The organism is Pantoea sp. Ap-870, assembly GCF_011752515.1.
In the GTDB taxonomy this organism is placed as follows: domain Bacteria; phylum Pseudomonadota; class Gammaproteobacteria; order Enterobacterales; family Enterobacteriaceae; genus Pantoea; species Pantoea dispersa.
The window spans coordinates 80420-105660 of the sequence record NZ_VWXG01000007.1 but is presented as its reverse complement, the minus strand read 5'-3'; the positions used below and the strand labels follow the sequence as shown (position 1 = coordinate 105660).

At 58.6% G+C, this 25241-nt stretch carries 21 protein-coding genes; 12 read left to right on the top strand and 9 right to left on the bottom strand.

All coding sequences use genetic code 11. From position 1 onward, the window contains the following. The first annotated feature begins 19 nt into the window (after positions 1-19). Together F3J41_RS17325 and iolE are read left to right on the top strand one after the other, a co-directional pair. Positions 20-1033 carry a Gfo/Idh/MocA family protein gene (locus F3J41_RS17325; RefSeq protein ID WP_021507394.1) on the top strand — a complete coding sequence of 338 codons (1014 nt, stop codon included), beginning with the start codon at positions 20-22 and terminating at the stop codon, positions 1031-1033. A 69-nt stretch (positions 1034-1102) separates the two neighbouring features. Next, positions 1103-1999: a myo-inosose-2 dehydratase gene (iolE, locus tag F3J41_RS17320; RefSeq protein WP_104189577.1), complete on the top strand. Its 897-nt coding sequence runs from the start codon at positions 1103-1105 to the stop codon at positions 1997-1999. A gap of 110 nt (positions 2000-2109) precedes the next feature. Here iolE and F3J41_RS17315 read toward each other — a convergent pair whose 3' ends face one another. The 3 genes from F3J41_RS17315 to glpD form a co-directional block, all read right to left on the bottom strand. Next, positions 2110-2568 carry a DUF943 family protein gene (locus tag F3J41_RS17315; protein WP_166711879.1) on the bottom strand — a complete coding sequence of 153 codons (459 nt, stop codon included), beginning with the start codon at positions 2566-2568 and terminating at the stop codon, positions 2110-2112. Beyond that, positions 2568-3407 carry a DUF3289 family protein gene (locus F3J41_RS17310; protein WP_104189581.1) on the bottom strand — a complete coding sequence of 280 codons (840 nt, stop codon included), beginning with the start codon at positions 3405-3407 and terminating at the stop codon, positions 2568-2570. The genes F3J41_RS17315 and F3J41_RS17310 overlap by 1 nt, the downstream gene beginning before the upstream one ends. Before the next feature lie 180 nt (positions 3408-3587). Beyond that, entirely contained in the window at positions 3588-5096 is a 1509-nt protein-coding gene (gene glpD / locus F3J41_RS17305) for a glycerol-3-phosphate dehydrogenase (RefSeq protein WP_058759321.1), read from the bottom strand. A gap of 227 nt (positions 5097-5323) precedes the next feature. Here glpD and glpE point away from each other — a divergent pair, with 227 nt between their 5' ends. The 5 genes from glpE to malQ all read left to right on the top strand — a co-directional run bounded on the left by glpE (position 5324) and on the right by malQ (position 12069). Continuing rightward, positions 5324-5650, top strand: a complete 327-nt coding sequence (glpE, locus tag F3J41_RS17300; RefSeq protein WP_058759320.1) for a thiosulfate sulfurtransferase GlpE — start codon at positions 5324-5326, stop codon at positions 5648-5650. A 32-nt stretch (positions 5651-5682) separates the two neighbouring features. Further along, on the top strand, positions 5683-6507 hold the full coding sequence (gene glpG / locus F3J41_RS17295; RefSeq protein ID WP_166711939.1) for a rhomboid family intramembrane serine protease GlpG: 825 nt from the start codon (positions 5683-5685) through the stop codon (positions 6505-6507). Positions 6508-6550: 43 nt separating this feature from the next. Then, the gene (locus tag F3J41_RS17290) at positions 6551-7309 is read left to right on the top strand and encodes a DeoR/GlpR family transcriptional regulator (protein WP_058759319.1); all 759 of its coding nucleotides are present in this window, start codon (positions 6551-6553) and stop codon (positions 7307-7309) included. 240 nt (positions 7310-7549) lie between these two features. Beyond that, the gene (gene malP / locus F3J41_RS17285; RefSeq protein WP_166711877.1) at positions 7550-9955 is read left to right on the top strand and encodes a maltodextrin phosphorylase; all 2406 of its coding nucleotides are present in this window, start codon (positions 7550-7552) and stop codon (positions 9953-9955) included. 56 nt (positions 9956-10011) lie between these two features. Then, positions 10012-12069, top strand: coding sequence for a 4-alpha-glucanotransferase (malQ, locus tag F3J41_RS17280; protein WP_166711875.1), 2058 nt, complete (start codon positions 10012-10014; stop codon positions 12067-12069). 36 nt (positions 12070-12105) lie between these two features. Here malQ and nfuA read toward each other — a convergent pair whose 3' ends face one another. Together nfuA and gntX are read right to left on the bottom strand one after the other, a co-directional pair. Next, entirely contained in the window at positions 12106-12681 is a 576-nt protein-coding gene (gene nfuA, locus F3J41_RS17275; protein ID WP_021507402.1) for a Fe-S biogenesis protein NfuA, read from the bottom strand. Between the two features lie 58 nt (positions 12682-12739). Beyond that, complete coding sequence (gene gntX / locus F3J41_RS17270; protein ID WP_058759316.1) at positions 12740-13417, bottom strand: DNA utilization protein GntX; 678 nt, start codon at positions 13415-13417, stop codon at positions 12740-12742. A gap of 35 nt (positions 13418-13452) precedes the next feature. On the opposite strand from gntX, the gene bioH reads away from it, so the two are divergent. Next, the gene (gene bioH, locus F3J41_RS17265; RefSeq protein ID WP_021507404.1) at positions 13453-14226 is read left to right on the top strand and encodes a pimeloyl-ACP methyl ester esterase BioH; all 774 of its coding nucleotides are present in this window, start codon (positions 13453-13455) and stop codon (positions 14224-14226) included. Here bioH and F3J41_RS17260 read toward each other — a convergent pair. After that, complete coding sequence (locus F3J41_RS17260) at positions 14207-15895, bottom strand: alpha-amylase family glycosyl hydrolase (protein ID WP_166711873.1); 1689 nt, start codon at positions 15893-15895, stop codon at positions 14207-14209. The genes bioH and F3J41_RS17260 overlap by 20 nt on opposite strands. A 96-nt stretch (positions 15896-15991) precedes the next feature. Then, positions 15992-18322, bottom strand: a complete 2331-nt coding sequence (locus F3J41_RS17255; protein WP_166711937.1) for a Tex family protein — start codon at positions 18320-18322, stop codon at positions 15992-15994. Positions 18323-18558: 236 nt separating this feature from the next. On the opposite strand from F3J41_RS17255, the gene F3J41_RS17250 reads away from it, so the two are divergent. Both F3J41_RS17250 and greB read left to right on the top strand, forming a co-directional pair. Beyond that, positions 18559-19821, top strand: a complete 1263-nt coding sequence (locus F3J41_RS17250) for a hypothetical protein (protein ID WP_166711871.1) — start codon at positions 18559-18561, stop codon at positions 19819-19821. Positions 19822-19874: 53 nt separating this feature from the next. Beyond that, positions 19875-20381 carry a transcription elongation factor GreB gene (greB, locus tag F3J41_RS17245; protein WP_021507408.1) on the top strand — a complete coding sequence of 169 codons (507 nt, stop codon included), beginning with the start codon at positions 19875-19877 and terminating at the stop codon, positions 20379-20381. 102 nt (positions 20382-20483) lie between these two features. Here the strand turns inward: greB and yjbE are convergent, their stop codons facing one another. Then, positions 20484-20726 (bottom strand): exopolysaccharide production protein YjbE, encoded by a 243-nt coding sequence (gene yjbE / locus F3J41_RS17240; protein WP_021507409.1) that lies wholly within the window; start codon positions 20724-20726, stop codon positions 20484-20486. A 510-nt stretch (positions 20727-21236) separates the two neighbouring features. Between yjbE and ompR the strand changes: the two genes are divergently transcribed. Together ompR and envZ are read left to right on the top strand one after the other, a co-directional pair. Continuing rightward, entirely contained in the window at positions 21237-21956 is a 720-nt protein-coding gene (gene ompR / locus F3J41_RS17235; protein ID WP_001157751.1) for a two-component system response regulator OmpR, read from the top strand. Further along, the gene (envZ, locus tag F3J41_RS17230) at positions 21953-23311 is read left to right on the top strand and encodes a two-component system sensor histidine kinase EnvZ (RefSeq protein ID WP_031279686.1); all 1359 of its coding nucleotides are present in this window, start codon (positions 21953-21955) and stop codon (positions 23309-23311) included. Before ompR ends, envZ begins: the two co-directional genes overlap by 4 nt. A 133-nt stretch (positions 23312-23444) precedes the next feature. Here the strand turns inward: envZ and pckA are convergent, their stop codons facing one another. After that, entirely contained in the window at positions 23445-25064 is a 1620-nt protein-coding gene (gene pckA / locus F3J41_RS17225; RefSeq protein ID WP_021507411.1) for a phosphoenolpyruvate carboxykinase (ATP), read from the bottom strand. Positions 25065-25241 lie beyond the last annotated feature (177 nt).

The window sequence follows — 25241 nt, the reverse complement described above, 5'->3', positions numbered from 1 at the left end:
CGACTCTACAGGTGTAATTATGACGCTCAAACTCGGTGTAATCGGTACCGGCGCAATTGGTCAGGAACATATTCGTCGCTGCAACAACGTGCTGCAGGGCGCAAAAGTGGTGGCGGTTTCAGACATCAATGTGGAAGGTGCACGCGCGGCGCTGCAGCGGCTGAATATCCAGGCCGAAGTGTATCAGGATGGCCATCAGGTGATTAACTCGCCGGAAGTGGATGCCGTGCTGGTGACCTCGTGGGACCCGACGCATGAAGAGTTCACGCTGGCCGCGATTGCCGCCGGGAAACCGGTGTTCTGCGAGAAGCCGCTGGCACTGAGCGCGGAGGGCTGCCGTCGCATTGTCGACGCCGAGATTGCGCACGGCAAGCGTCTGGTGCAGGTGGGCTTTATGCGCCCGTATGATGCCGGCTATCGCGCGCTGAAAAAGGTGATCACCGATGGTGACATCGGCGAGCCGCTGATGCTGCACTGCGCGCACCGTAATCAGAGCGTCGGCGAGAATTACACCACCGACATGGCTATTACCAACACCCTGATACACGAGCTGGATGTCCTGCGCTGGCTGACCGAGGACGATTACAAAAGCGTGCAGGTGGTGTTCCCGCGCACGACCTCAAAGTCACACGCGAAGCTGAAAGATCCGCAAATCGTGCTGTTTGAAACGCAGAAGGGCATCCGCATCGATGTGGAGATCTTTGTGAACTGCGCGTATGGCTATGACATTCAGTGTGAAGTGGTGGGCGAGGAGGGCATCGCCAGACTGCCGGAGCCGTCGGCGATTCAGATGCGCAAAGATGCCCGCCTTGGCAACGCGCTGCTGACCGACTGGAAAGATCGCTTTATCGACGCCTACGACGTTGAGCTGCAGGCGTTTATCAATGATGTGAAAGCAGGCCAGCTGAGCGGGCCTTCCGCCTGGGATGGCTTTGCCGCCTCGGTGGCTGCTGATGCCTGCCTGAAGGCGCAAACCAGCGGCGCGATTGAGCCCGTTGCCATGCCGCCGCGTCCGGCGTTTTACCAGAAATAATCAGGCGCGTGCGCTAAACCTATCCACGGCAGCGGATTACCGCTGCCTCTCTGTATCAGGGAGCTGAAAATGAACCAAGAGAACGTCAAACTGGCGATTGCGCCGATTGGCTGGACCAACGACGACATGCCGGAACTCGGCAGCGAAAATACTTTCCAGCAAACGGTCAGCGAAATGGCGCTGGCGGGTTTCACCGGCAGCGAAGTGGGCAGCAAGTATCCGCGCGATCCGGCGGTGCTGAAGCCGATGCTGGATATCCGCGGTATTCAGATTTGTAACGCCTGGTTTAGTACCTTTTTTGCCAACGGTGACAAAGCGAAAACCATCGATCAGTTCATCAATCACATGAATTTCCTGCACGCCATGGGCGCGCGCGTGATTGGCTGCTCGGAACAGAGCAAAAGCATTCAGGGCACGTCGCTGCCGGTGCTGGAGCAGAAGCCGGTTTTCACGGACGAAGAGTGGCGCCTGACGGCAGAAGGTTACAACGAACTGGCGGCGATCGCGGCGCAGAAAGGGATGCGCGTGACGCTGCATCATCACATGGGCACCGGCATTCAGACGCCAGCCGAAATCGACCGTTTTATGGCAATGACCAACGATAACGTCGGTCTGCTGTACGACACCGGCCACATTTACTACTCCGAAGGATCACAGCAGGTGATGCTGGATGTGCTGACCCAGCATCTGCCGCGTATTTTCCACGTGCATCTGAAGGATGTGCGTGACAGCGTGGTGGCAGAGGTGCGCGCAAACTCGCTGTCGTTCCTCGACGGAGTGAAGAAAGGCACCTTCACCGTACCAGGCGATGGCGTTATCGATTTCAAACCGGTATTCAAAATCCTCGATGATTACGGCTATAAAGGCTGGATGGTGGTCGAAGCGGAACAGGATCCGGCCATCGCTAACCCATTCGAATATGCAGTGAAAGCCCGTAAATATATTCGTGACAATGCCGGGCTGTAAGTTAGCGTGTTAATTAGCGCAATGAATTGCGCCGCTACGGTAAATGCGGCAGTGACTTTCGTCATTATCGACCGCACACACTGTAGCGGCGCGATTTATCGCGCTATGTATCAATTGCTCCTCTGCAATTGACTCATTTCGTTGTCTTTATTCACTGTGTAATTTCCTGAATCCAGTGAGAACATCACGCCACCATCCTGCGTCCGCTGAATTTTCATCAGTAAATTTTTATCAAGGCAATTAGCAGGGGGTTGCATTTGCTTAAAGCAAATGCGGTCCTTTTTTTCTAATGGCTGATATCCCTCACCTAATGCATAAAAATAATAGGTAATGGAGCCATTTTCATTAAAGGCTTTAATATTGTATTTTAATGTTATTTGCTGCTGGTGACTCAACCACCACCTTATTTTTTCGTCGTCAGAATAAGGCAGGTGATCGACGATAATTGATGCAGAATAGTAATCCTGGTGAACGTCAATAACGTTAACTTCCCTGAAGTTCAGGTAGCAGTATATGCCACTGGCTAATGCAACAAGCAGAATTAATCCTGCCCATGTCTTCCTGTTCATTAACGGCCGCCTTCAATATCTATCACAGCATCCATGTTCGTCAGAAAAGGACGAAAGCCAAATTTATCATAACGTTGTAAGGTGAACCTTATCTTAAAAAACTGAAATTGTCTGAATTTATGCTTGTGAATATCATGCGTATCCAGACCGAAATGATCCTGTCCGCTGAAGCGCATTTTTGCCCTCCAGCGCGCACCATTAACGTCAAGACTTAATATGTCAATTTTGGTAGCATAAACATCATGAACAGTAATGCCTAAACCATTTATTTTATCCATAATTAATGAATGGAACTTTGGCAGGATCGAGTTATTAATGGCAGAATTAATATCACCTATATTTTTCAATGGCAGGCCTTTGATACCATAATCAATATTAACATTGAGCGTATCAATTATGGCTTTGTGTGTACTGTTTATGCTTCTGTCGTTCATAATTTTGTCCCGATATGCCATATCCAGCGACAAATCCCGAAACGGCAGGCCGCTGGAGCGCATAAAATGCTCCAGCATCTTATTTATCAGGAAACGTTGCGGGCCAACAAGCGCGAAGGGTAATGACGTGGTTTGCATCTCAGCAAACAGCAGCCTGGCGCACTCCAGCGGTGAAAGCTTTTCGCCAGGTTTCGCATAAGCACCAGCAAAGCGCGACTGGGGATTATGGAAGGGATGCAGCCGCGTCATGCTCCACGGGTCGACCACATTGGAAATGTGGGTGAGGCCGAATTCGTTTTTCATCCGGCGTTCACAGATATCGCCGTAGCGCATATCGTCAGCGCCATAGTCATTAAACATGCGCTGTGTGGTGAAGATATTGAGCGGAAAAGTGGCTAAAGCCATGCGTGATGCTCCCTGTTACTGACGAGTCCGTTAATCCGGTCGCGGATTATTTAGTCAGTAAGCGGAGCGGTGAGAATTGATCTGGTGCAGTACCTTGTGTGAATAACCTCTCGCCAACACAAAAAGAGAAAAAACAAAAACCCCGCGCGGTGGCGGGGTTGAGGACAATGCTTAAGGCGATTACGAAGCCAGCGACAGCGCCGGTTTCTGGCCGTTTTCCGCCAGCCAGTCGCGGATGCGCGCCTGTTCGGCTTCGCTCAGCCACATACCCTGTTTGGTACGGCGCCAGATGGCGTCGTCCAGCTCGCGCACCCACTCGTGTTTCACCAGATAACGCAGTTCGGCTTCATAGAATTCGTGGCCAAAGTTTTCACCCAGATCTTCACGGCTCTTCGCGCCTTCCAGCAGCACTTCAGTACGGCTGCCGTAGGTGCGGGCAAAGTGACGCGCCATGCCTTCGCTGATGAACGGATAGCGACGGCGCAGGCTGGCAGCGTAATCTTCACGCGTACCGGAGAAATCACCGCCTGGCAGCACGGCGTTTTTGGTCCACGCCGGACCGGCATCGGGGTAGTATTTCGCCAGTTTCTCCAGCGCATGCTCCGCCAGCTTGCGATAGGTGGTCAGCTTGCCGCCGAACACGGACAGCAGCGGTGCCTGGCCGTTGTCGTCGTGCACGTCCAGTGTGTAATCACGGGTGATCGCCTGCGGTGAATCAGATTCATCATCGCACAGCGGACGCACGCCGGAGTAGGTCCAGACGATATCGTCGCTGGTCAGCTGCTTTTTAAAGTGCGCGTTATACACCTTCAGCAGGTAGCTGATTTCATTGTCATCGATTTTGACATTTTTCGGATCGCCTTTGTATTCGACGTCGGTGGTACCGATGATTGAAAACTCATCCATCCACGGAATCACAAACACGATACGGTTATCTTCGTTCTGCAGAATGTAAGCCTGCTTCTCGGTGTGCACGCGCGGCACCACGATATGGCTGCCTTTGATAAGGCGAATACCGTACGGCGATTTCAGCTTCAGGCCATCGTCAAAGAACTGTTTCACCCAGGGACCGGCGGCGTTAACCAGCCCTTTGGCGCGCCAGGTGTAGGTTTTGCCGGTATCGACGTCTTCCGCTTCCACCATCCACAGGCCGGCTTCACGCCAGGCGCGGGTTACGCGGGTGCGGGTGCGCACTTCGCCGCCCTGTTTCACCACTTCCTGCGCGTTAAGCACCACCATGCGCGCATCGTCTACCCAGCAGTCGGAATATTCGAAACCGCGCGTAATTTCAGGCTTCAGGGCCGATTCCGCGCCAAAACGCAGACCTTTACTGCCTGGCAGCGTAGTGCGCTTACCGAGGCGATCGTACATAAACAGGCCCATGCGGATCATCCACGCCGGACGCAGATGCGGGCGGTGTGGCAGACGGAAACGCATCGGGAAGGCGATGTGTGGCGCCATTTTCAGCAGCACTTCACGTTCGGCCAGCGCTTCGCCCACCAGACGGAATTCGTAATGTTCCAGATAGCGCAGGCCACCGTGAATCAGCTTGGAACTGGCAGAGGAGGTTGCACAGGCCAAATCCCGCGCCTCCAGCATCAGCACTGACAGGCCGCGTCCTGCAGCATCCACTGCAATGCCGGCACCGTTGATGCCGCCGCCGATCACGATCAGGTCTTTGGTTTCCACGTCATCTCCTCCGATGTTCGGAATAGTTCTAAAATGTTCGTTTTCGAGCGTAATAATAATCGGAAACCAACATTGACGCCAGCGCTTAACTCAATAAAAACATTCTTGCGTGATATAGCTAACATTTCGGCAGGAAAAAAATCACATATCCACAGTATTTGTCAGGTTATGGCGGCGGCTTATCAGGGTAAACTAACGCCAATTGATGACGAGGTAATGAGAGACCCATGGAAACCTTCGAGTGTATTAACGTCCTGCAGGCTAACGAGCATCTGGCACAGGGAGCGCAACTGGTAGACATCCGCGATCCGCAAAGCTTCGCCATGGGCCACGCCACCGGTGCCCAACATCTGACCAATGACAACCTGGCGACGTTCATTGCCGGCGCCCGGCACGACCAGCCGGTGCTGGTGATGTGCTATCACGGCAACAGCAGTAAAGGCGCGGCGCAGTTCCTGTTAAGCCAGGGCTTTAGCGACGTCTACAGCATCGACGGCGGTTTTGATGCCTGGCGCGCGGCGTTTCCGACGCAGGTCGCCATCGGCAGCCTCTGATTGACCGATTAAAGGAAGGAGAGCACCGCATGATGCGCATCACCCAGTTTAACCAGCCGCGTATGGCGCAGGCGTTTGTCGATTACATGGCGACGCGCGGCGTCACGCTGCGTATTGAGCGCGAAAGCCACTATGTCATTGTGCTGGATGACGACAGCAAGCTGGAGATGGTCGAAAACGAACTCGCGCAGTTCGTGCGCGATCCCAACCATCCACGCTATCAGGCGGCGAGCTGGCACAGCGGTACCACCGACAGCGGTCTGCGTTATGAGCGTGGCAATATCTGGGCAAACATTCGCGAACGCGCGGGCCCGCTCACGCTGACCATCATGATCGCCTGCGTGGCGGTGTTTATCCTGATGCAGATCGTCGGCGACGATGTGGTGCTCGGCTGGCTGGCCTGGCCGGCAGATTCATCACAATATTTTGAGGTGTGGCGCTGGTTCAGCCACGCGCTGCTGCACTTCTCGCTGCTGCACATTCTGTTCAACCTGATGTGGTGGTGGTATCTCGGTGGTGCGGTAGAGAAGCGCTTCGGCAGCGGCAAGCTGTTCGTTATCATGCTGATTTCAGCGCTGCTGAGCGGCTGGATGCAGGCGAAGTTCAGCGGCGTGCTGTTTGGCGGGCTGTCCGGCGTGGTCTATGCGCTGATGGGCTACTGCTGGCTGCGCGGCGAGCGCGATCCCGAAAGTGGCATTTATCTCGAGCGCGGCCTGATTGGCTTCGCTATTGTATGGCTGGTGATTGGCTGGTACGGCGCCTTTGGCCTGTCGATCGCGAACGCTGCGCACGTCACCGGTTTGCTGGTGGGGCTGGCAATGGCGTTCGTTGATACGCGCAAACGCGCACGTCGCTAGTAGCAGGATAAAAAGAACACGGCCTTGAGCCGAGGAGAGAGATGTGAAGCAGACGCAACGTCATGACGCCATTATCGATCTGGTCCGGCGTCAGGGGTATGTCAGTACGGAAGAGCTGGTGGATCACTTTGAGGTCAGCCCGCAGACTATCCGGCGCGATCTGAACGATCTGGCCGATCAAAACAAAATTCAGCGTCATCACGGCGGCGCGGCGCTGCCTTCCAGCTCGGAAAACACCGCGTGGCAGGATCGCAAAATGATGTGGTCGGCGGAAAAGGCACGCATCGCCGAGCGCGTGGCGAGCCAGATCCCGGACGGTGCCACGCTGTTTATTGATATCGGCACCACGCCGGAAGCGGTGGCGCATGCGCTGCTCAACCACAACAATCTGCGTATTGTCACCAACAACCTCAACGTGGCGATTTTGCTGATGGGCAAGCCGGATTTCCGCGTGATCATCGCCGGCGGTGAAGTGCGCACGCGCGACGGCGGGATTATGGGGGAAGCCACGCTCGATTTTATCTCTCAGTTCCGGCTCGATTACGGCATTCTCGGCATCAGCGGTATTGATATGGACGGTTCGCTGCTGGAGTTCGACTATCACGAAGTGCGCACCAAACGCGCCATTATCGAGAACTCGCGCTGCGTGATGCTGGTGGTGGATCACTCGAAGTTTGGCCGTAACGCCATGGTTAACCTTGGCAACATGAGCCTGATTGATTACCTGTATACCGATCAAACCCCGCCATTAAGCGTACTGAAGGTGATTGAACAGCACGAAGTGCATCTGGAGCTGTGCTGATTTCCCAGGTGCGCATCAATGCGCACCCTGTGATGCAGCAGGCCATGCTTACCAAACCGCACCCTTAGTGCATTGTGCCGTATTGTAGGGTCGCCATTGATGGCGACCAGGCCGCAGCGGCACGCCTTTTTTCACTGCTTCTTCATTTCCCTGTCGCTTTTTTCAGCGTCCGCGGCTTAACTTACTCTTTCAGATTTGCGCTTGCCCGTGTTTACCGTTTCGGATGCAAAGGGATGCACTATGTCGCCGCTAAAATTCAATAAAACCCGCTTTGACGCCGCACTGACCCGCCAGTGGCAGCAGCTCGGACTGACTTCCGCCCGGCAGATGACGCCGCATCAGTGGTGGCAGGCGCTCAGCCGGGCGCTGATGGAACTGCTCGCCGCACAGCCGCCCGTGCCGCCGAAAAGTGCTCAGCGCCACGTTAATTATCTCTCAATGGAGTTTCTGCCCGGCCGGCTGACCGGTAATAACCTGCTCAATCTCGGCTGGTATAACGAGGTGGCCGCCGCGCTGGCAGAGCACCAGGTTGAGCTGAATGAACTGCTGGAGGAGGAAGTCGATCCGGCGCTGGGCAACGGCGGACTGGGACGGCTCGCGGCCTGCTACATGGATGCGATGGCGACGGTCGGCCAGCCGGCGATGGGGCACGGCCTCAACTATCAGTACGGCCTGTTTCGTCAGTCGTTTGTGGCCGGACAGCAGCACGAAGCGCCGGATGACTGGCAGCGCGATCGCTATCCGTGGTTCCGCCACAACGCGGCGCTGGATGTGCCGGTGGGGCTGGGCGGTAAGGTTAAAAAGCGCGACGATGGCAGCGTCGAGTGGCGTCCGGCACAGCAGCTGATCGGCCAGGCCTGGGATCTGCCGGTAATCGGCTATCGCAACGGCATCACGCTGCCGCTGCGCCTGTGGCAGGCCACCAGCGCGCAGCCGTTTGACCTGACGCTGTTTAACGCCGGGAAGTTCCTGCAGGCGGAGCAGCCGGGCATTGAAGCCGACAAGCTGACCAAAGTGCTCTATCCCAATGACAACCATGCGCCAGGTAAACGTCTGCGGCTGATGCAGCAGTATTTCCAGTGCGCCTGCGCGGTGAGCGACATACTGCGTCGTCACCGGCTGGCGGGCCGTGCGCTGCATACGCTGCCGGATTTCGAAGTGATTCAGCTCAACGATACCCATCCCACCATCGCTATTCCGGAGCTGCTGCGTCTGCTGCTGGATGAGCATGGCCTGAGCTGGGACGACGCCTGGCACATTACCAGCCGCACCTTTGCGTATACCAACCATACGCTGATGCCGGAGGCGCTGGAGCGCTGGCCGGCGAGCCTGCTGCGCGAACTGCTGCCGCGCCATCTGCAAATCATCAAACAGATCAATCGCCAGCTGAAGCAGCAGGTCAAACAGCGCTGGCCGAACGACAGTGCCCTCTGGCACAAGCTGGCGGTGGTGAGCGAAGGCGAAGTGCGCATGGCCAATCTGTGCGTGGTGAGCTGTTTCGCCGTCAACGGTGTGGCAGCGCTGCACTCGCAGCTGGTGGTTAACGATCTGTTCCCGGAATATCACCAGCTGTGGCCACACAAGTTTCATAACGTCACCAACGGCATTACGCCGCGCCGCTGGCTGAAGCAGTGCAACCCCCTGCTGTCCGCGCTGATTGACGACAGCCTGCAGGTGGAGTGGGCCAACGATCTCGACGCGCTGGAATGGCTGGCGCCGCTGGCGAAGAAGAAAAGCTTTCGCCAGCAGTTCCGCACCATCAAGCAGCAAAACAAACTGCGGCTGACGGTGTACATCAAACGCGTGACCGGCATCGATATCAATCCTGACGCGCTGTTTGATCTGCAGATCAAGCGCCTGCACGAATACAAACGCCAGCATCTCAGTCTGCTGCACATCCTGCACTGTTATCGCCAGCTGCGCGATAACCCGGACAATCCCGACTTCGTGCCGCGCGTCTTTCTGTTTGGCGCTAAGGCGGCGCCCGGCTATTTGCTGGCAAAAAACATTATCTGTGCCATCAATAAAGTCGCGGAGGTGATCAATAACGACCCGCTGGTGGGTGATCGCCTGAAAGTCGTGTTTGTGCCGGATTACCGGATTACCGCCGCCGAGCTGATGATTCCGGCAGCCGATCTCTCGGAGCAGATCTCCACGGCCGGTTACGAAGCCTCCGGTACCGGCAACATGAAGCTGGCGCTCAACGGCGCGCTGACCATTGGCACGCTGGACGGGGCTAACGTGGAGATTGCCGAGGCGGTCGGTGAGAAAAATATCTTTATCTTCGGCAACACGGTGGATGAGGTAAAAGCACTGAAGGCCGACGGTTACAGTCCGAAGAAACTGCGCAAGCACGATCGCTATCTCGACGGTTTGCTGAAGGAGCTGGAAAAGGGCAAATTCAGCGACGGCGACCGGCAGGTATTTGCGCCGCTGCTGGAGAGCCTGAGCAAACAGGGCGATCCGTGGCTGGTGCTGGCCGATTTCGCCGCTTATATCGCGGCGCAGCAGCGCGTCGAAGCGCTGTGGCGCGATCCGGAAGCGTGGACCAAAGCGGCGATTCTCAACACGGCGCATACCGGCCGCTTCAGTGCCGATCGTTCGATTCGCGATTATCAACAGCGTATCTGGCAGGCGGCGCGCTGAGCCGCCGGAAAATGACGCTGCATGCGTAATGTGCGCACGGCAACGAAGGAGACAACATGGCCATGAAGAAACTGGATCAGGCTGCACGGGATGCCGGTATCGCACTGAGTTTTATCAACAATAAAGGTGAGTCACAGACCATCAGCGACGACACCAAACGCGCGCTGATGGCGCTGATGGACGCCCCGACGGGCAGCGCGCCACCGCTGCCGCCGGTGCTGGTGTTAACGCCGCCCGGACTGCCTGAACTGACGCCGCAGGGCAGCGACGACTACCGCTGGCAGCTGGTGAGCGAGCAGGGGCAGCACTATGACGGCACGCTGAGCGCGGGAGAAAGCCTGGCGCTGCCGGCAGAACTGCCCGAGGGCTACCATCAGCTCACGCTGAGCACTTCACGCCAGCAGTGGCAGACGCGCATTATCATCGCACCGGCGCGCTGTTATCTGCCGCCAGCGCTGGCGCAGGGGGAGAAGCGCTGGGGCGCGCTGGTGCAGCTCTATACGCTGCGCTCGGCGCGTAACTGGGGCATCGGCGACTTTGGCGATCTGATGCAGATGCTGGAGCAGGTCGCCGCTCACGGCGGAGATTTCATCGGTCTCAACCCGCTGCATGCGCTCTATCCGGCGCAGCCGGATCACGTCAGCCCGTACAGCCCGAGCTCGCGCCGCTGGCTCAACGTGCTGTACATCGACATCAATCAAATCGACGAATTCACCCAAAGTGACGCCGCCCAGCGCTGGTGGCACAGCGCGCCAACGCGCAAAGCGCTAAAACAGGCGCGCAGCGCAGCGTTTGTCGATTATCGCGCGGTGACGACGCTCAAGCTGACTGCGCTGCGTTTTGCCTGGCAGCACGCACAGCCGCAGCTGACCCGGCAGCCGGCGTTTCAGCAGTTTCTGGCTGAAGGCGGCGATGCGCTGCGTTATCAAGCGGCGTTTGACGCCATCGTAGCGGCGCGCAGCCAGCAGCATCCCGATGAGTGGGGCTGGGAAAAGTGGCCGTCAGGCTGGCAGCAGGCGCAGCAGCCGGAGGTGCAGCAATGGTGCGCGCAGCATGAGGACGACATTCTGTTCTGGAGCTGGCTGCAGTGGCTGGCGCAGCAGCAGTTCGCCGCCTGCTGGCAGCGTAGCCAGCAGCTGGGGATGGCGGTCGGGTTATATCGCGATTTGGCGGTTGGCGTGGCACAGCACAGCGCGGAAACCTGGCAGGATCCGCAGCTGTATAAGCTGGGCGCGTCGGTGGGTGCACCGCCGGATCCGCTTGGCCCGCTCGGGCAGAACTGGGCGCTGCCGCCGCTCGATCCACATGTACTGCGCGCGCGGGGCTATCAGCCGTTTATCGATCTGCTGCGCGCCAATATGCGCGATTGCGGGGCGCTGCGTATCGATCACGTGATGGCGCTACTGCGTTTGTGGTGGATTCCCTATGGCGAAGGTGCCGATAAAGGCGCGTATGTCGCCTATCCGGTGCACGACCTGCTGGCGATCCTTGCGCTGGAGAGTCAGCGTCAGCGCTGTATGGTGATCGGTGAAGATCTCGGCACCGTGCCGCAAGAGATCGTCAGCCTGCTGCGCGACCGCGGCATTTTTTCGTGGAAGGTGCTGATGTTCGAGTGCGGGGAGGACGGGCAGTTCCGGCCACCGGCAGCCTATCCGCGCCAGTCGATTGCCAGCGCCAGTACCCATGATTTGCCGACGCTGAGCGGATTCTGGCATGCCGCCGATCTGCAGTTGCGCGAGCAGCTGGGGCTGTTTACTAAACGCAGCATGCTGAAGGCGGCCATCGCGGAACGCGATGGGCAGAGAACCGCGTTGCTGAACGCCCTGAGCGAGGCGCAAGCCATTGATACGCGCAGCAAAAACCGCGCCGGCCAGCGTCTGACGCCTGCGCTGAATCAGGGCGTGCACCGCTTTCTGGCGTACACCGACAGCGCCCTGCTGGGGCTGCAGCCGGAGGACTGGCTGGGAATGGAGACGCCGGTCAACGTGCCGGGCACGGTAGCCGAATACCCCAACTGGCGGCGCAAACTGCGCGTACCATTGGAGAAGTTGTTTAGTTACCGGAAAGTGCAGCAGCTGCTGGCGATCGTCAATGAAGGGCGTAAGAAGCCGTAAAACACGCGGCAGCCGGGGTGGCTGCCGCATCTTCTATCAGTAGTAGGAGTGCTCGCCGCGCTGATGCTCGGTGAGATCGCGCACGCCTTTCAGTTCCGGGAAGGCGGCCAGCAGCTCTTTCTCGATGCCGTCTTTCAGCGTCACGTCAATCATTGAGCAACCGTTACAGCCGCCGCCGAACTGCAGAATGGCATAGCCCTCGTCGGTGATCTCCATCAGCGAGACGCGCCCGCCGTGGCTGGCCAGCTGCGGGTTGATCTGCGCCTGCAGCAGATACTCCACGCGCTCAACCATCGGTGCATCGTCCGACACTTTACGCATCTTGGCGTTCGGCGCTTTCAGCGTCAGCTGTGAACCGAGGTTATCAGTCACGAAGTCGATCTCCGCATCTTCGAGGTACGGCGCGCTCAGCTCATCGACATACGCAGACAGCTTGTCGAACTTCAGTTCGGTATCGGTGGCTTCGACCGCGTCCGGCGGGCAGTAGGAAACGCCGCACTCGGCGGTTGGCGTACCCGGGTTAATAACGAATACGCGAATCTGGGTGCCATCTTCCTGTTTTGACAGCAGTTTTGCGAAGTGCTCTTGCGCAGTATCAGTAATACGGATCATGGCGATTGCTCAATAGTTGACTAAAATACCTGGTTATAATACGCCCAACGCCGACGCTCTACAAGGTACGGCACAGGCATCCTATGTGTACGCTGGCCGCGCCCTGCGCCAGTAATAAGCGGCTGATTTCCCCCACCGTGCTGCCGGTGGTCACCACATCATCGATAAGCAGGATGTGGCGTCCGCGCACCGCCATTTCAAGGCGAAACGCGCCACGCAGATTGCTTTTCCGGGCGCGGGCGCTGAGCGCATGCTGCACCGCACCGTGACGCACCCGGCGCAGCCCTTCGCGGTATTCACAGCCGAGCCAGCGCGCCAGCGGTTTAGCCAGCAGCGCGGCCTGATTATAACCGCGCTGCCACGCGCGGCGGCGATGCAGCGGCACGCTCAGCACCAAATCGATACGCGGCAACGGCTGCTGGCGGCGCTTTGTTAATAATTTTAACAAAAGCAGCCGCGCCAGCATCACCCTGAGTGCGGTTGCGCGCGAGAATTTGAGCCGCTGCACCCATTCGCTCAGCGGCGGCACATAATCACTCACGCAAGTGAGCGCCTGCCACGGCGGCGGCCGGCGCAGGCAGCGTCCGCACGCTTGATCGCCGCTGGCCGGCAGTCCGCAGCAGGGACAGAGCGCCGGCAGCGCCGGTAGCTGGCGCAGACATACGCTGCACAGGCCGTGCCGGGCGATACGCAGCGGCAGACGGCATAGCCAACACAGGGCCGGGATTGCTAGCATAGCGACCTCCTTTTCACTTTTCGGGAGTGTAACCGATGAGTTCGCTTTACTGGCACACCACAGGCACAGGCGATCGCGATCTTGTGCTGCTGCACGGCTGGGGACTGAACGCCGAAGTGTGGCAACACATTGTTCCGCGACTCAGCCCGCATTTTCGTCTGCACCTGGTGGACCTGCCGGGATTTGGCCGCAGCCAGGGATTTGGGCCGCTGAGCCTGGCGCAGATGGCGCAGCAGCTATTACCACAGTTGCCAGCGCGCGCCGTGCTGCTCGGCTGGTCGCTGGGCGGTTTAGTGGCCAGCCAGCTGGCGCTGAGCCAGCCCGATCGCGTGGCGGCATTGATTAGCGTGGCGTCGTCGCCGTGCTTTACCGCCCGGGATGAATGGCCCGGCATTCAGCCTGAGACGCTGGCGACGTTCCAGCAGCAATTGAGCAGCGATTTCCAGCGCACGGTGGAGCGTTTTCTCGCGCTGCAAACCATGGGGACGGAAAATGCGCGTCAGGATGCGCGCCAGCTGAAAGAGGTGGTGCTGTCGCAGCCGATGCCGTCGGTGGCGGTACTGGAAGGGGGATTGAACATTCTGCGCCACGATGATTTACGCAGCGCACTGGATGGGCTGACGCTGCCGTTCCTGCGTATCTATGGCGCGCTGGATGGCCTGGTGCCGCGCCGCATTGCGCCGCAGCTGGATGCGCGCTGGCCACATTCGCAGTCGGTTGTCATCGCGAAGGCCGCGCACGCGCCGTTTATTTCGCACCCGGAGGCGTTCTGCCAGCAGGTGCAGCAGTTCATCCACGCAGCCACATAAACTGCCAGGCGGCCAGCACCAGCGGCTGGCTGCCATCCACGCGCTGCCCGCTGATCACATCCTGAAAAGGGCGCGCCTGCGGCAGCGTGGTGCTGATCTCGCGGCTGCTGAGATTGAACACGCACAGTAACCCTTCGTCGCTGTCCGCGGCGTGACGGCGCAGCAGCAGCACCGCGTTGTCGCTCTCCAGCAGCGTCATCGGATTGTCCGGATGGAACGCCGGCTGCCGGGTGCGCAGCTGAATCAGCGCGCTAAGCCGCTCAAACACCTGCTGACGCAGCGGGTTGCCGCCGCTGATTTGCTGTTCGATATCGCGCAGGCTGAACTTCTCACGGTTGATGGCGCGGTTGTGCCCGGCAGCGCGCACGCCTTCGTTGTCATTGCGCGAGCCGAGAATACTTTGAATATAGATGGCGGGCACGCCGGGAAAGGCCAGCAGAATCGCGTGCGCCAGCAGGAAACGGCGCAGGCGCGTGTCGTCATCGTCGGTCTGGTGATTGAGCGCATCCAGATACGTTACGTTGATTTCATACGGGCTGGTGCTGCCGTCCGGGTTGTTTTTATAGGACACCAGCGCGCCCTCCAGCGCCAGTTCACGCACCAGCGCCACAATCTCGACTTCCGACAAAATGCCGCGTGCCGGATTGAGGCCAATGCCGTCGTGCGAGGCGAGAAAATTGAAGAAGGTGGTGCCGCCATTCCCGGGCTCAAGCGTGCTGGCCCACTGGCGCAGCGCGCGTGCCGAGCCGGAGTGAATGGCGTGCAGCACCAGCGGTGGCAGTGAAAACTGGTAGACCATCTGCGCTTCGTCGTGGCCGTTGCCGAAATAGCTGATGTTATCCTGATGCGGCACGTTGGTTTCGGTCACGATCACCGTACCTGGCGCGACTTCGTTGGCGATGGCGCGAAACAGCTTCACCAGCTGATGGGTTTTGGTCAGATGGATACAGCGTGTGCCCGGCGTTTTCCACATGTAGCCCACCGCGTCCAGCCGCACGTAATCCGCGCCTTTGTTGAGATAATCCAGCAGCACGCCCACCATGCGGATCAGCACCTGCGGATTGGCGAAGTTGAGATCGATTTGGTCGGCGCTGAAGGTGGTCCAGATAAAGCGCGTGTCGCCGTTAGCGAGGGTAAACGGCGTCAGCAGCGGTGAGGTGCGCGGGCGCGTCACGGCACTGAGATCGGTGGCGGGCGGCATGCTGATAAAGAAGTCGTCCCAGCCGGCATCCTGCGCCAGAAAGTGGCGAAACCACGCGCTGTGCGCCGACATGTGGTTACAGACGAAATCGAACATCAGCCGGGTTTCGCTGTGCAGCGCCGTGATGTGCCGCCAGTCACCGCAGATAGGATTTACCTGGTGATAATCGATAACCGAGAAGCCATCGTCGGATGAATAGGGGAAAAATGGCAGCAGATGCACCAGGCTGAAGGTGGACTGCAGATGCTGCTGATAAAAGCGCGTAAAGCTGGCGAGCGTGGGCTGCTCGGGTTCGCGGAACTGGTCGGCGTAACTGATCAGCACCACGTCTTTTTCATCCCAGTGCGCTTTACGCGGCAGTTTTGCCGTGTCGCGCGCCGCGCGGATGTGCGAAAGCAGGCGCTCGCGCGCCACGACGGGGAAGCTACCTTCATAAATCTCATCGAGCAGGAAGTTGATAATGTCCATCGGATCGCCGGGTTACGCGGAAGGTCATTTTTTCACACGGTTTTTTCAGCGTAGTCCGCCAGGACAATTTATCAACCTCCTGTACTCGCGCGCCGCTTAGCGTTTCTTCCCAAACGCGGCCGCCAGCGCATCGCCCATCGCACTGTTACCGACGCTGGCGCTGGCAGGTTTGCCGCGGCCTTTGGCACCGGCCGCCGGCCGCGCGGCCTCTTTGCCTGCGCCACGGTTGCCGCCGCTGCGCGTGTTGCTTTCACCCGGCTGCTCATCCAGACGCATGGTCAGCGCGATACGCTTACGCTGCAGATCGACTTCCATCACCTTCACTTTGACGATATCGCCGGCTTTCACCACCTGATGCGGATCGTCTACGAATTTGTCCGACAGCGAAGAGATATGCACCAGGCCGTCCTGATGCACGCCGATATCGACGAACGCGCCGAAGTTGGTCACGTTGGTCACCGCACCTTCCAGCACCATGCCCGGCAGCAGGTCGTTGAGCGTCTCCACGCCTTCGGCAAACTGCGCGGTTTTGAACTCCGGACGCGGATCGCGGCCCGGTTTCTCCAGCTCTTTGATGATATCGGTGACGGTCGGCAGCCCGAAACGCTCATCGGTGAAGTCGCGCGCATTCAGGTCGCGCAGGCTACCCGGATTGCCCATCAGTTCATTCAGCGCCTGTTCCGTAGCGGCGAGAATGCGCTCTACCAGCGGATAGGCTTCCGGATGCACCGTTGAGGCATCCAGCGGATTATCGCCGTGGTTGATGCGCAGGAAGCCGGCGCACTGTTCAAAGGCTTTCGGCCCAAGGCGGCTCACCTTCAGCAGCTGCTGACGATTCTGGAAACGGCCGTTTTCGTCACGCCAGCTGACAATGTTCTGCGCCATCATGCGCGTCAGGCCGGCGACGCGTGTCAGCAGCGCCACCGAAGCGGTATTCAGATCGACGCCCACGGCGTTCACGCAGTCTTCCACCACCGCATCGAGTTTTTTCGCCAGCTGGCTCTGGCTGACATCGTGCTGATACTGGCCGACGCCAATCGATTTCGGGTCAATTTTGACCAGCTCTGCCAGCGGATCCTGCAGACGACGGGCGATAGACACCGCACCGCGCAGCGAAACGTCGAGATCGGGGAACTCCTGCGCCGCCAGTTCGGAAGCGGAATAGACCGATGCTCCGGCCTCACTGACAATCACTTTTTGCGCTTTGATTTGCGGGAACTGCTTCTGTACGTCGAGGAAGAAACGCTCGGTTTCACGTGAAGCGGTGCCGTTGCCGATCGCCACCAGTTCAACCTGATGTTTCGCGCACAGTGCCGCCACCGAGGTTGCGGCTTTGGCCGCCTGGCCGGTATGCGGATAGATGGTATCGGTCGCGACCAGCTTGCCGGTGGCATCGACCACCGCCACTTTGACCCCGGTGCGCAGGCCAGGATCGAGACCCATGGTGGCGCGCATGCCGGCGGGAGCCGCCATCAGCAGATCGTGCAGATTACGGGCAAACACGTTGATCGCTTCGTCTTCCGCCCGTTCGCGGATGGTGCCCATCAGTTCGGTTTCGAGGTGCAGCAGGACCTTGATGCGCCAGGTCCAGCTGACCACGGCTTTGCGCCAGCTGTCGGCCGGTGCGTTGTTCAGGCGCAGGCCAAGGTGGTCGGCGATCAGCGTTTCGCCGTAGCTTTCGCGCGGTGCCTCGTCGAACTGCGGATCGGCGTTGAGCGACAGCTGTAAAATGCCTTCGTTACGGCCACGGAACATGGCCAGCGCGCGGTGCGACGGCACGCTGCTCAGCGCTTCGTGGTGATCGAAGTAGTCGCGGAATTTAGCGCCTTCTTCCTCTTTGCCTTCCACCACCCGCGCAACCAGATGGGCGTTCTTCCACAGGTATTCACGTACTTTCGCCAGCAGCGTGGCGTCTTCGGCGAAGCGCTCCATCAGGATATAGCGTGCGCCATCCAGCGCGGCACGCACATCGGCGACGCCTTTATCCGCGTCGACATAACGCGCTGCCAGCTGCTCGGGGTCCTGAGACGCATCGTTCCACAGCGTCTCAGCCAGCGGTTCCAGCCCGGCTTCGATAGCGATCTGCCCGCGCGTGCGGCGCTTCTGCTTATAAGGCAGATAGAGATCTTCCAGCTCGGTTTTGTTCAGCGTGCCGTTGATGGCAGTGGCTAATTCCGGTGTCAGTTTGCCCTGGTCATCAATGGATTTCAGAATCGACTGGCGGCGTTCCTCCAGCTCACGCAGATAGCCGAGACGGCTCTCCAGCGTACGCAGCTGGGTATCATCCAGCCCGCCGGTCACTTCCTTACGGTAACGTGCGATAAACGGCACGGTGTTCCCTTCGTCCAGCAAGCGAATGGCGGCGTCAACCTGGTCGGCGCGTGCCTTCAGCTCACCTGCGATAATCTGGCTCAGCGAATCTTTCATCATCAGTAACGGTCTTGCTTACACAGGGTTAGAAATAGGGGACAGTTATACGGACTGAGGCCGCAAATTGCCAGCCGCTGACCGGTGAATCCGTCTTTTTCTGAATGCAGCGCGCAACTCAGAGAAACTTAGCCACCTATGTGTTAAACCCCAGCGCAATGGCGTGCCGGTTGCTGCCAGGCTCGCCCCGTCTCTGCCCTATAATCCGCGGCAAACCACGGAAGGAGGGTGAAGCAATGATCAAATTACTGCTGCTGCTGGCCGGACGCGAGCTGCTGGTGCGTTATCGTCTGCTGATTTATGGCCTGGCGCTGTGCGGCGTGCTGCTGGCCGGCATGATCGTGGCGGACGTGCTGGTCGATGGGCATATCAATCTGTCGCTACAGGTGCTGGCGCTCTTACTGTCGCTGTCGCTGCTGTTTAACCTGCTGAGCGGCGAGGTGTCGCTGCAGCGCTGGCTCAATCTGCTGTTTTCCCTGATTTTTGTCGGCACGCTGCTGGCTGGCGCGCTGTGGCACGGTGACGAAAGGCAACTGAAGAAACTGCTGCTGACGGTGATGGAAATCTGCCTGTTGTTTAACGGCCTGTTTCGCTGCCTGAGCGCGGCGCTGATTCGGCGCCAGCGCTGGGTGCGACATTTTATGCTGGGCTGCGGCGAGATGGTGCTCAGCGTGGTGCTGTTTTTCAATGACAACCTGCATACCTGCCTGTTGCTGGGCAGCTGGCTGGTGCTGTTGCTGCTGTCGTTCAGCCTGACGGTGTGGCGCGTCTGGCGCCAGTGGCAGCGCCTGCCGGCGGGTCAGTCCGTTACGCTGCTGCCGTGGTTTTGTCGCGGCCATCGTCATATCGCGCGGCTCCGGCCGTGGCAGCAGGCCCGCTTTCCGCCGGTCGCCGCGGCATTTCCTCTCTGTGTCCACGTCTGGCAGGCGCAGTCTGAAGTCAGTCAACAGCCGAAGCGCTATGTGATTGACCGTTACATCGGCGTGATTAATGGTGAAGGGCACTTTTGTACCGGCCACGCGGCACTGAGCTTTGGCGAGCGCGGCTACATCAGCCTTTATCCGCAGCAGGAGATCGATCCGCAACCGCACGAGCTGCCGCGTCTGCTGCTGGCCGGACAGATTAACGATCGCCCCGGCCGTTTTCTCCCCTCGCTGGCGGCAGAGATTGCCGACTGGCGCAGCCCGGATTTAACCTTCAGTTTTCAGCACTACAACGGGCAGGCGCTCGCCAGCTACTGGCAGGCCAACCGTGGTGACAGCCTGTATAATCTGACGGCAAAAAACTGTTCGACCACCGTGGTGGATGCGCTGGACGTGGCGTTTGAAGGCTATTACGGCCAGCGGCTGCAGCAGGTGTTTGCGCTGCTGCTGCAGCCGGCATTCTGGGGCGCCTGCGTGCTGCGCGAACGGGCAGAAATCATGACCTGGACGCCCGGCCTGGTCGCCGATTATGTGCGCCTGATGAAAAAGACACTGGGTGCCTGTCCGGGCAGGTAAGGCTTTGTGATAGCCTCTGTGCAGTGAACAGGGCTGTAACCACGAGTGAAGCGATGAAAACCCAACTGATTACCCGCGAAGGCTATAACAAGCTGCGTGCTGAGCACGACCATCTGTGGAATGAGAAGCGGCCGGAAATCACCCGCATTGTCTCCTGGGCCGCCAGTCTGGGCGATCGCTCTGAAAACGCCGATTACACCTATAACAAGCGCCTGCTGCGCCAGATCGATCGGCGCGTGCGCTATCTGCGTAAATGCCTCGCCGAGCTGAAAATTGTTGATTATGCGCCGCAGCAGGAGGGCAAAGTGTTCTTCGGTGCCTGGGTGGAAGTGGAGAATGAGCAGGGCGACGTGAAGCGTTTTCGCATCGTCGGACCGGACGAGATCTATGGCGATACGGTGAAAGAGTACATCTCCATCGACTCGCCGATGGCGCGCGCGCTGATCAAAAAAGAGGTGGATGACGAGGTGACGGTGAACACGCCGGAAGGACAGAAGGTGTGGTTTGTGAACCGCATTGAGTACGTCACGGAAAGTGAGGAAAAAAGAGGCGGAGAGTAATGGCCTGGTGAAACAAGCCGGGGCGCAACTTATTCTCCGCTGGCGAAAGGGCTGGCAGTATAAGAGGGGGAAGCGCCGCAGCCTTGCCGCGCCAGATAAGCGTTATTTGCCCGGCGTGGTCGCCGTGGTCGTTGAGGTGCTGCTACCGCCGTGATCGCCGCCGCCCATGGTGGCCAGCGCGACGCCGAGCAGGGCTCCCACCGCACCGATGCCGATAGCATCGGAATTACCTTTGGCCGTGGTCGACGCTTGTGCGCCGGCGGCTTCGCCCGCTGGCGTAGCGGCCTGAACCTGTGTGAGGCTGGTGAGTACCAGAGCGCTCAGCAGAACAACGGTTTTTTTCATCTTTCTTCTCCACATGAACTCAGTAAGCAGGTACCGATGCAGTGTTGGAGATCATTTGCGCAGAGGAAAGGGGAGTTTACTGACTGATTTAAATCACTTTATTTAACGCTGGCCTTATTTTACGCGCGCACTGGCACTGTTCCTAGCGCGGATACGCAGTCAGCGGTGAAAACGCGATATTTTATGCTACTGAGCGCGGCCGCTGGCTTATCCTGCAGGCGAAACTTAAGCCAAATGGCGCGCCCTGCCTGACGGCGGAAGCGGGACGGCCCGGCTGGACCACTCGCCGGCAGAAAACGGCGCTGATTTTCAGACAAGCGCTAAACGGCGTCAAAATCAGTCAGAAAAGCGCGAGCGAAGCCGCAGTTCGCGGTTAAAATTAAAGATAAGCTGCTGTTTAATATGCTTTGTAACAATTTCGGCTAGAATATAAACCATTAATGACTGTCACAGACGGGCATCTTTTTTACACAATATCGGCTCAGGCAATGGCGCCTTTGGGAGTTGAACATGCAAGAGAACTACAAAATTCTGGTCGTCGATGATGATATGCGTCTGCGCGCACTGCTCGAACGTTATCTCACCGAACAGGGCTTTCAGGTGCGCAGCGTCGCCAACGCCGAGCAGATGGATCGTCTGCTGACCCGCGAATCATTCCATTTAATGGTGCTCGATTTAATGCTGCCGGGCGAAGATGGCCTGTCAATTTGCCGTCGTCTGCGTAGCCAGAGTAACCCGATGCCGATCATTATGGTCACCGCGAAAGGTGAAGAGGTCGATCGTATCGTGGGGCTGGAAATCGGCGCCGATGACTACATTCCAAAACCGTTCAACCCGCGTGAGCTGCTGGCGCGAATTCGTGCTGTGCTGCGTCGTCAGGCCAATGAGCTGCCGGGCGCGCCGTCGCAGGAAGAAGCGGTCATCGCCTTTGGTAAGTTCAAACTGAACCTCGGCACGCGCGAAATGTTCCGTGAAGATGAGCCGATGCCGCTGACCAGCGGAGAGTTTGCCGTGCTGAAAGCGCTGGTGAGCCATCCGCGTGAGCCGCTGTCGCGCGATAAGCTGATGAACCTGGCGCGCGGGCGTGAGTACAGTGCGATGGAGCGTTCTATCGACGTGCAGATCTCTCGTCTGCGCCGCATGGTCGAAGAAGATCCGGCGCATCCGCGCTACATCCAGACCGTCTGGGGCCTTGGCTACGTGTTCGTTCCGGACGGCAGTAAAGCATGAGGCGATTGCGCTTCTCACCCCGCAGTTCGTTTGCCCGCACCCTGTTGTTGATCGTTACCTTGCTGTTCGTCAGCCTGGTAACGACCTACCTGGTGGTGCTCAATTTCGCCATTCTTCCCAGCCTGCAGCAGTTCAACAAAGTCCTCGCCTACGAAGTGCGTATGCTGATGACCGATCGGCTGCAGCTGGAGGATGGTACGCAGCTGGAAGTGCCGCCGGCCTTCCGGCGCGAAATTTATCGTGAGCTGGGCATCTCGTTGTACACCAACGCGGCGGCGGAAGAGAGCGGGCTGCGCTGGGCGCAGCATTATGAATTCCTCAGTGAACAGATGGCGCAGCAGCTGGGCGGGCCGACCGACGTGCGGGTTGAGGTTAACAAAAACTCGCCGGTGGTCTGGCTGAAAACCTGGCTGTCGCCGGATATCTGGGTGCGCGTACCGCTGACCGAAATCCATCAGGGCGACTTCTCACCGCTATTCCGCTATACCCTGGCGATTATGCTGCTGGCGATTGGCGGCGCCTGGCTGTTTATCCGAATACAAAACCGACCCTTAGTCGATCTTGAACACGCTGCGTTGCAGGTGGGGAAAGGCATTATTCCGCCACCGCTGCGCGAATACGGTGCTTCGGAAGTGCGTTCGGTGACGCGTGCTTTCAACCAGATGGCGGCGGGCGTGAAGCAACTGGCCGATGACCGTACGCTGCTGATGGCCGGCGTCAGCCATGATTTACGCACGCCGCTGACGCGCATCCGTCTCGCCACCGAGATGATGGGCGAGGAAGATGGCTACCTGGCCGAGTCGATCAACAAAGATATCGAAGAGTGTAACGCCATCATCGAGCAGTTCATCGATTACCTGCGCACCGGGCAGGAGATGCAAACCGAGCGCGCCGATCTGAATAGCGTGCTGGGCGAAGTAGTGGCGGCGGAGAGCGGCTACGAGCGCGAGATTGAGAATGCGGTGATGGACGCGGAGCTGATGCTGGATATTAATCCGCTGTCGATTAAACGCGCGGTAGCGAATCTGGTGGTTAACGCGGCGCGCTACGGGAACGGCTGGATCAAGGTCAGCAGCGGTCAGGAATTGAATCGCGCGTGGTTCCAGGTGGAGGATGATGGTCCGGGCATTAAGCCGGATCAGTTACAGCATCTGTTCCAGCCGTTTGTGCGCGGCGACAGCGCGCGCAGCACCAGCGGCACCGGTCTGGGCCTGGCGATTGTGCAGCGTATTATCGATGCGCATGACGGATCGCTGGAGATTGGCGACAGCGAACGCGGCGGATTACGTATCCGTGCGTGGTTACCGATTCCGGAAAACAGCGCCACGACGGCAGTAAGCAGTAACGTTAGTTAAATTTCCGCACCAACCGTCGCGGCGCAATCTATTGCGCATCCATCAGCGATATTACCGCTGCAGGCATACGCGATAAATCGCGCCGCGACGAAATATGCCATCGCTAAGCCGCCGTTGTGGCGGCTGGGCTACTTCACAGCTGCGGGCCGGCCTGCACCAGCGCCTTGCCGGCATCGTTATCGGTGTACTTCTCGAAATTGGTGATAAAGCGCTGCGCCAGCGCTTCGGCAGCCTGCTGCCAGGCGGCGGCGTCAGGCCAGCTGCGGCGCGGATCGAGAATGGCATCGTCAACCTGTGCCAGCGTGGTGGGCACCTGCAGATTAAACACCGGCAGCGTCACGGTCTCCGCTTCATCCAGCTCACCGGCCAGAATCGCGTTGATGATAGCGCGCGTGTCTTTCAGCGAAATGCGCTTGCCGCTGCCGTTCCAGCCGGTATTTACCAGATAGGCCTGCGCGCCGGACGCCTGCATACGTTTCACCAGCACATCCGAGTACTGCGTTGGATGCAATGTCAGGAACGCCGCGCCAAAACAGGCCGAGAAGGTTGGGGTGGGCTGCGTCACACCGCGCTCGGTGCCAGCCAGCTTGGCGGTAAAGCCGGACAGGAAGTGGTACTGGGTTTGCTCCGGCGTCAGACGCGAAACCGGTGGCAGTACGCCAAACGCATCGGCGGTCAGGAAGATGACCTTTTTCGCGTGGCCCGCTTTCGACACCGGCTGCACGATGTTTTCGATGTGCTCGATCGGGTAAGACACGCGGGTGTTTTCCGTCTTGCTGGCGTCGGCGTAATCGACCGTGCCGTCGGCGCGCACCACCACATTCTCCAGCAGCGCATCGCGGCGAATCGCGCGGTAAATCTCCGGCTCAGCCTGTTCTGACAGATTGATGGTTTTGGCGTAGCAGCCGCCTTCGAAGTTAAAGACGCCGTCGTCGTCCCAGCCGTGCTCATCATCGCCAATCAGCTGACGATCCGGATCGGTAGAGAGCGTGGTTTTACCGGTACCGGACAGGCCAAAGAACACCGCCACGTCGCCCGCTTTGCCGACGTTGGCCGAGCAGTGCATTGAGGCGATACCCTTCAGCGGCAGCAGATAGTTCATGATGGCGAACAGGCCTTTTTTCATCTCGCCGCCGTACCAGGTGCCGCCGATCAGCTGCATGCGTTCGGTCAGGTTAAAGGCGACAAAATTCTCGGAATGCAGCCCCTGCGCCTGCCAGTCCGGATTGGTGCACTGCGCTGCGTTCATCACCACGAAATCCGGCGTAAACTCAGCCAGTTCGGCTTCAGTCGGACGGATAAACATGTTTTTGACGAAATGCGCCTGCCACGCCACTTCCATCACGAAACGCACGCTGAGGCGGGTGTCCGGGTTGGCGCCGCAGAAGGCGTCAATCACAAACAGACGCTTGCCGGAAAGCTGTTGCGTGCAGCGATCTTTCAGCGCCTGCCAGGTTTCCTGTGACAGCGGCTGGTTGTCGTTCTTGCCGTTGCCAACATCGTTCCACCACAGCGTGTCACGCGTGGTGTCATCCCGCACGATGTATTTATCTTTCGGCGAACGTCCGGTGAAGATGCCGGTATCCACGGCAATGGCACCGCTCTGCGTCAGGGTGCCGCGCGCGTAACCTTCCAGCTCCGGGCGGGTTTCTTCCTGAAATAACGTGGCGTAATCAGGGTTGTACACCACCTCGGTGGTGCCGCTAATTCCGAGCGTTTCGAGGTCTTGCGATGTCAGGCCGTTAACGCGCATGTGACTGCTCCTTAAATCGGTACTTCATGGCATTTTTTATGAGGGTTTCTGCGTCCTGCTGCGCATAGCCGCACAGGGCAGATCGCGCGCAGTGTACACGTCTGAGCGAGGTGGAAAAGTGAAGAGAGTTAAAAATGCGAGCTGGAACGTGACAAGTAGAGAAATCTGCCACTTATG

Bases quoted from the DNA above. Each gene is read 5' to 3' on its own strand.
- gntX (WP_058759316.1), bottom strand. From the start codon at position 13,417: ATGCTAGCAATCCCGGCCCTGTGTTGGCTATGCCGTCTGCCGCTGCGT.
- glpG (WP_166711939.1), top strand. From the start codon at position 5,683: ATGCGCATCACCCAGTTTAACCAGCCGCGTATGGCGCAGGCGTTTGTC.
- F3J41_RS17310 (WP_104189581.1), bottom strand. From the start codon at position 3,407: ATGGCTTTAGCCACTTTTCCGCTCAATATCTTCACCACACAGCGCATG.
- F3J41_RS17255 (WP_166711937.1), bottom strand. From the start codon at position 18,322: ATGAAAGATTCGCTGAGCCAGATTATCGCAGGTGAGCTGAAGGCACGC.
- yjbE (WP_021507409.1), bottom strand. From the start codon at position 20,726: ATGAAAAAAACCGTTGTTCTGCTGAGCGCTCTGGTACTCACCAGCCTC.
- F3J41_RS17325 (WP_021507394.1), top strand. From the start codon at position 20: ATGACGCTCAAACTCGGTGTAATCGGTACCGGCGCAATTGGTCAGGAA.
- greB (WP_021507408.1), top strand. From the start codon at position 19,875: ATGAAAACCCAACTGATTACCCGCGAAGGCTATAACAAGCTGCGTGCT.
- F3J41_RS17260 (WP_166711873.1), bottom strand. From the start codon at position 15,895: ATGGACATTATCAACTTCCTGCTCGATGAGATTTATGAAGGTAGCTTC.
- iolE (WP_104189577.1), top strand. From the start codon at position 1,103: ATGAACCAAGAGAACGTCAAACTGGCGATTGCGCCGATTGGCTGGACC.
- malQ (WP_166711875.1), top strand. From the start codon at position 10,012: ATGGCCATGAAGAAACTGGATCAGGCTGCACGGGATGCCGGTATCGCA.
- F3J41_RS17315 (WP_166711879.1), bottom strand. From the start codon at position 2,568: ATGAACAGGAAGACATGGGCAGGATTAATTCTGCTTGTTGCATTAGCC.
- ompR (WP_001157751.1), top strand. From the start codon at position 21,237: ATGCAAGAGAACTACAAAATTCTGGTCGTCGATGATGATATGCGTCTG.
- F3J41_RS17250 (WP_166711871.1), top strand. From the start codon at position 18,559: ATGATCAAATTACTGCTGCTGCTGGCCGGACGCGAGCTGCTGGTGCGT.
- glpE (WP_058759320.1), top strand. From the start codon at position 5,324: ATGGAAACCTTCGAGTGTATTAACGTCCTGCAGGCTAACGAGCATCTG.
- envZ (WP_031279686.1), top strand. From the start codon at position 21,953: ATGAGGCGATTGCGCTTCTCACCCCGCAGTTCGTTTGCCCGCACCCTG.
- bioH (WP_021507404.1), top strand. From the start codon at position 13,453: ATGAGTTCGCTTTACTGGCACACCACAGGCACAGGCGATCGCGATCTT.
- pckA (WP_021507411.1), bottom strand. From the start codon at position 25,064: ATGCGCGTTAACGGCCTGACATCGCAAGACCTCGAAACGCTCGGAATT.
- malP (WP_166711877.1), top strand. From the start codon at position 7,550: ATGTCGCCGCTAAAATTCAATAAAACCCGCTTTGACGCCGCACTGACC.
- nfuA (WP_021507402.1), bottom strand. From the start codon at position 12,681: ATGATCCGTATTACTGATACTGCGCAAGAGCACTTCGCAAAACTGCTG.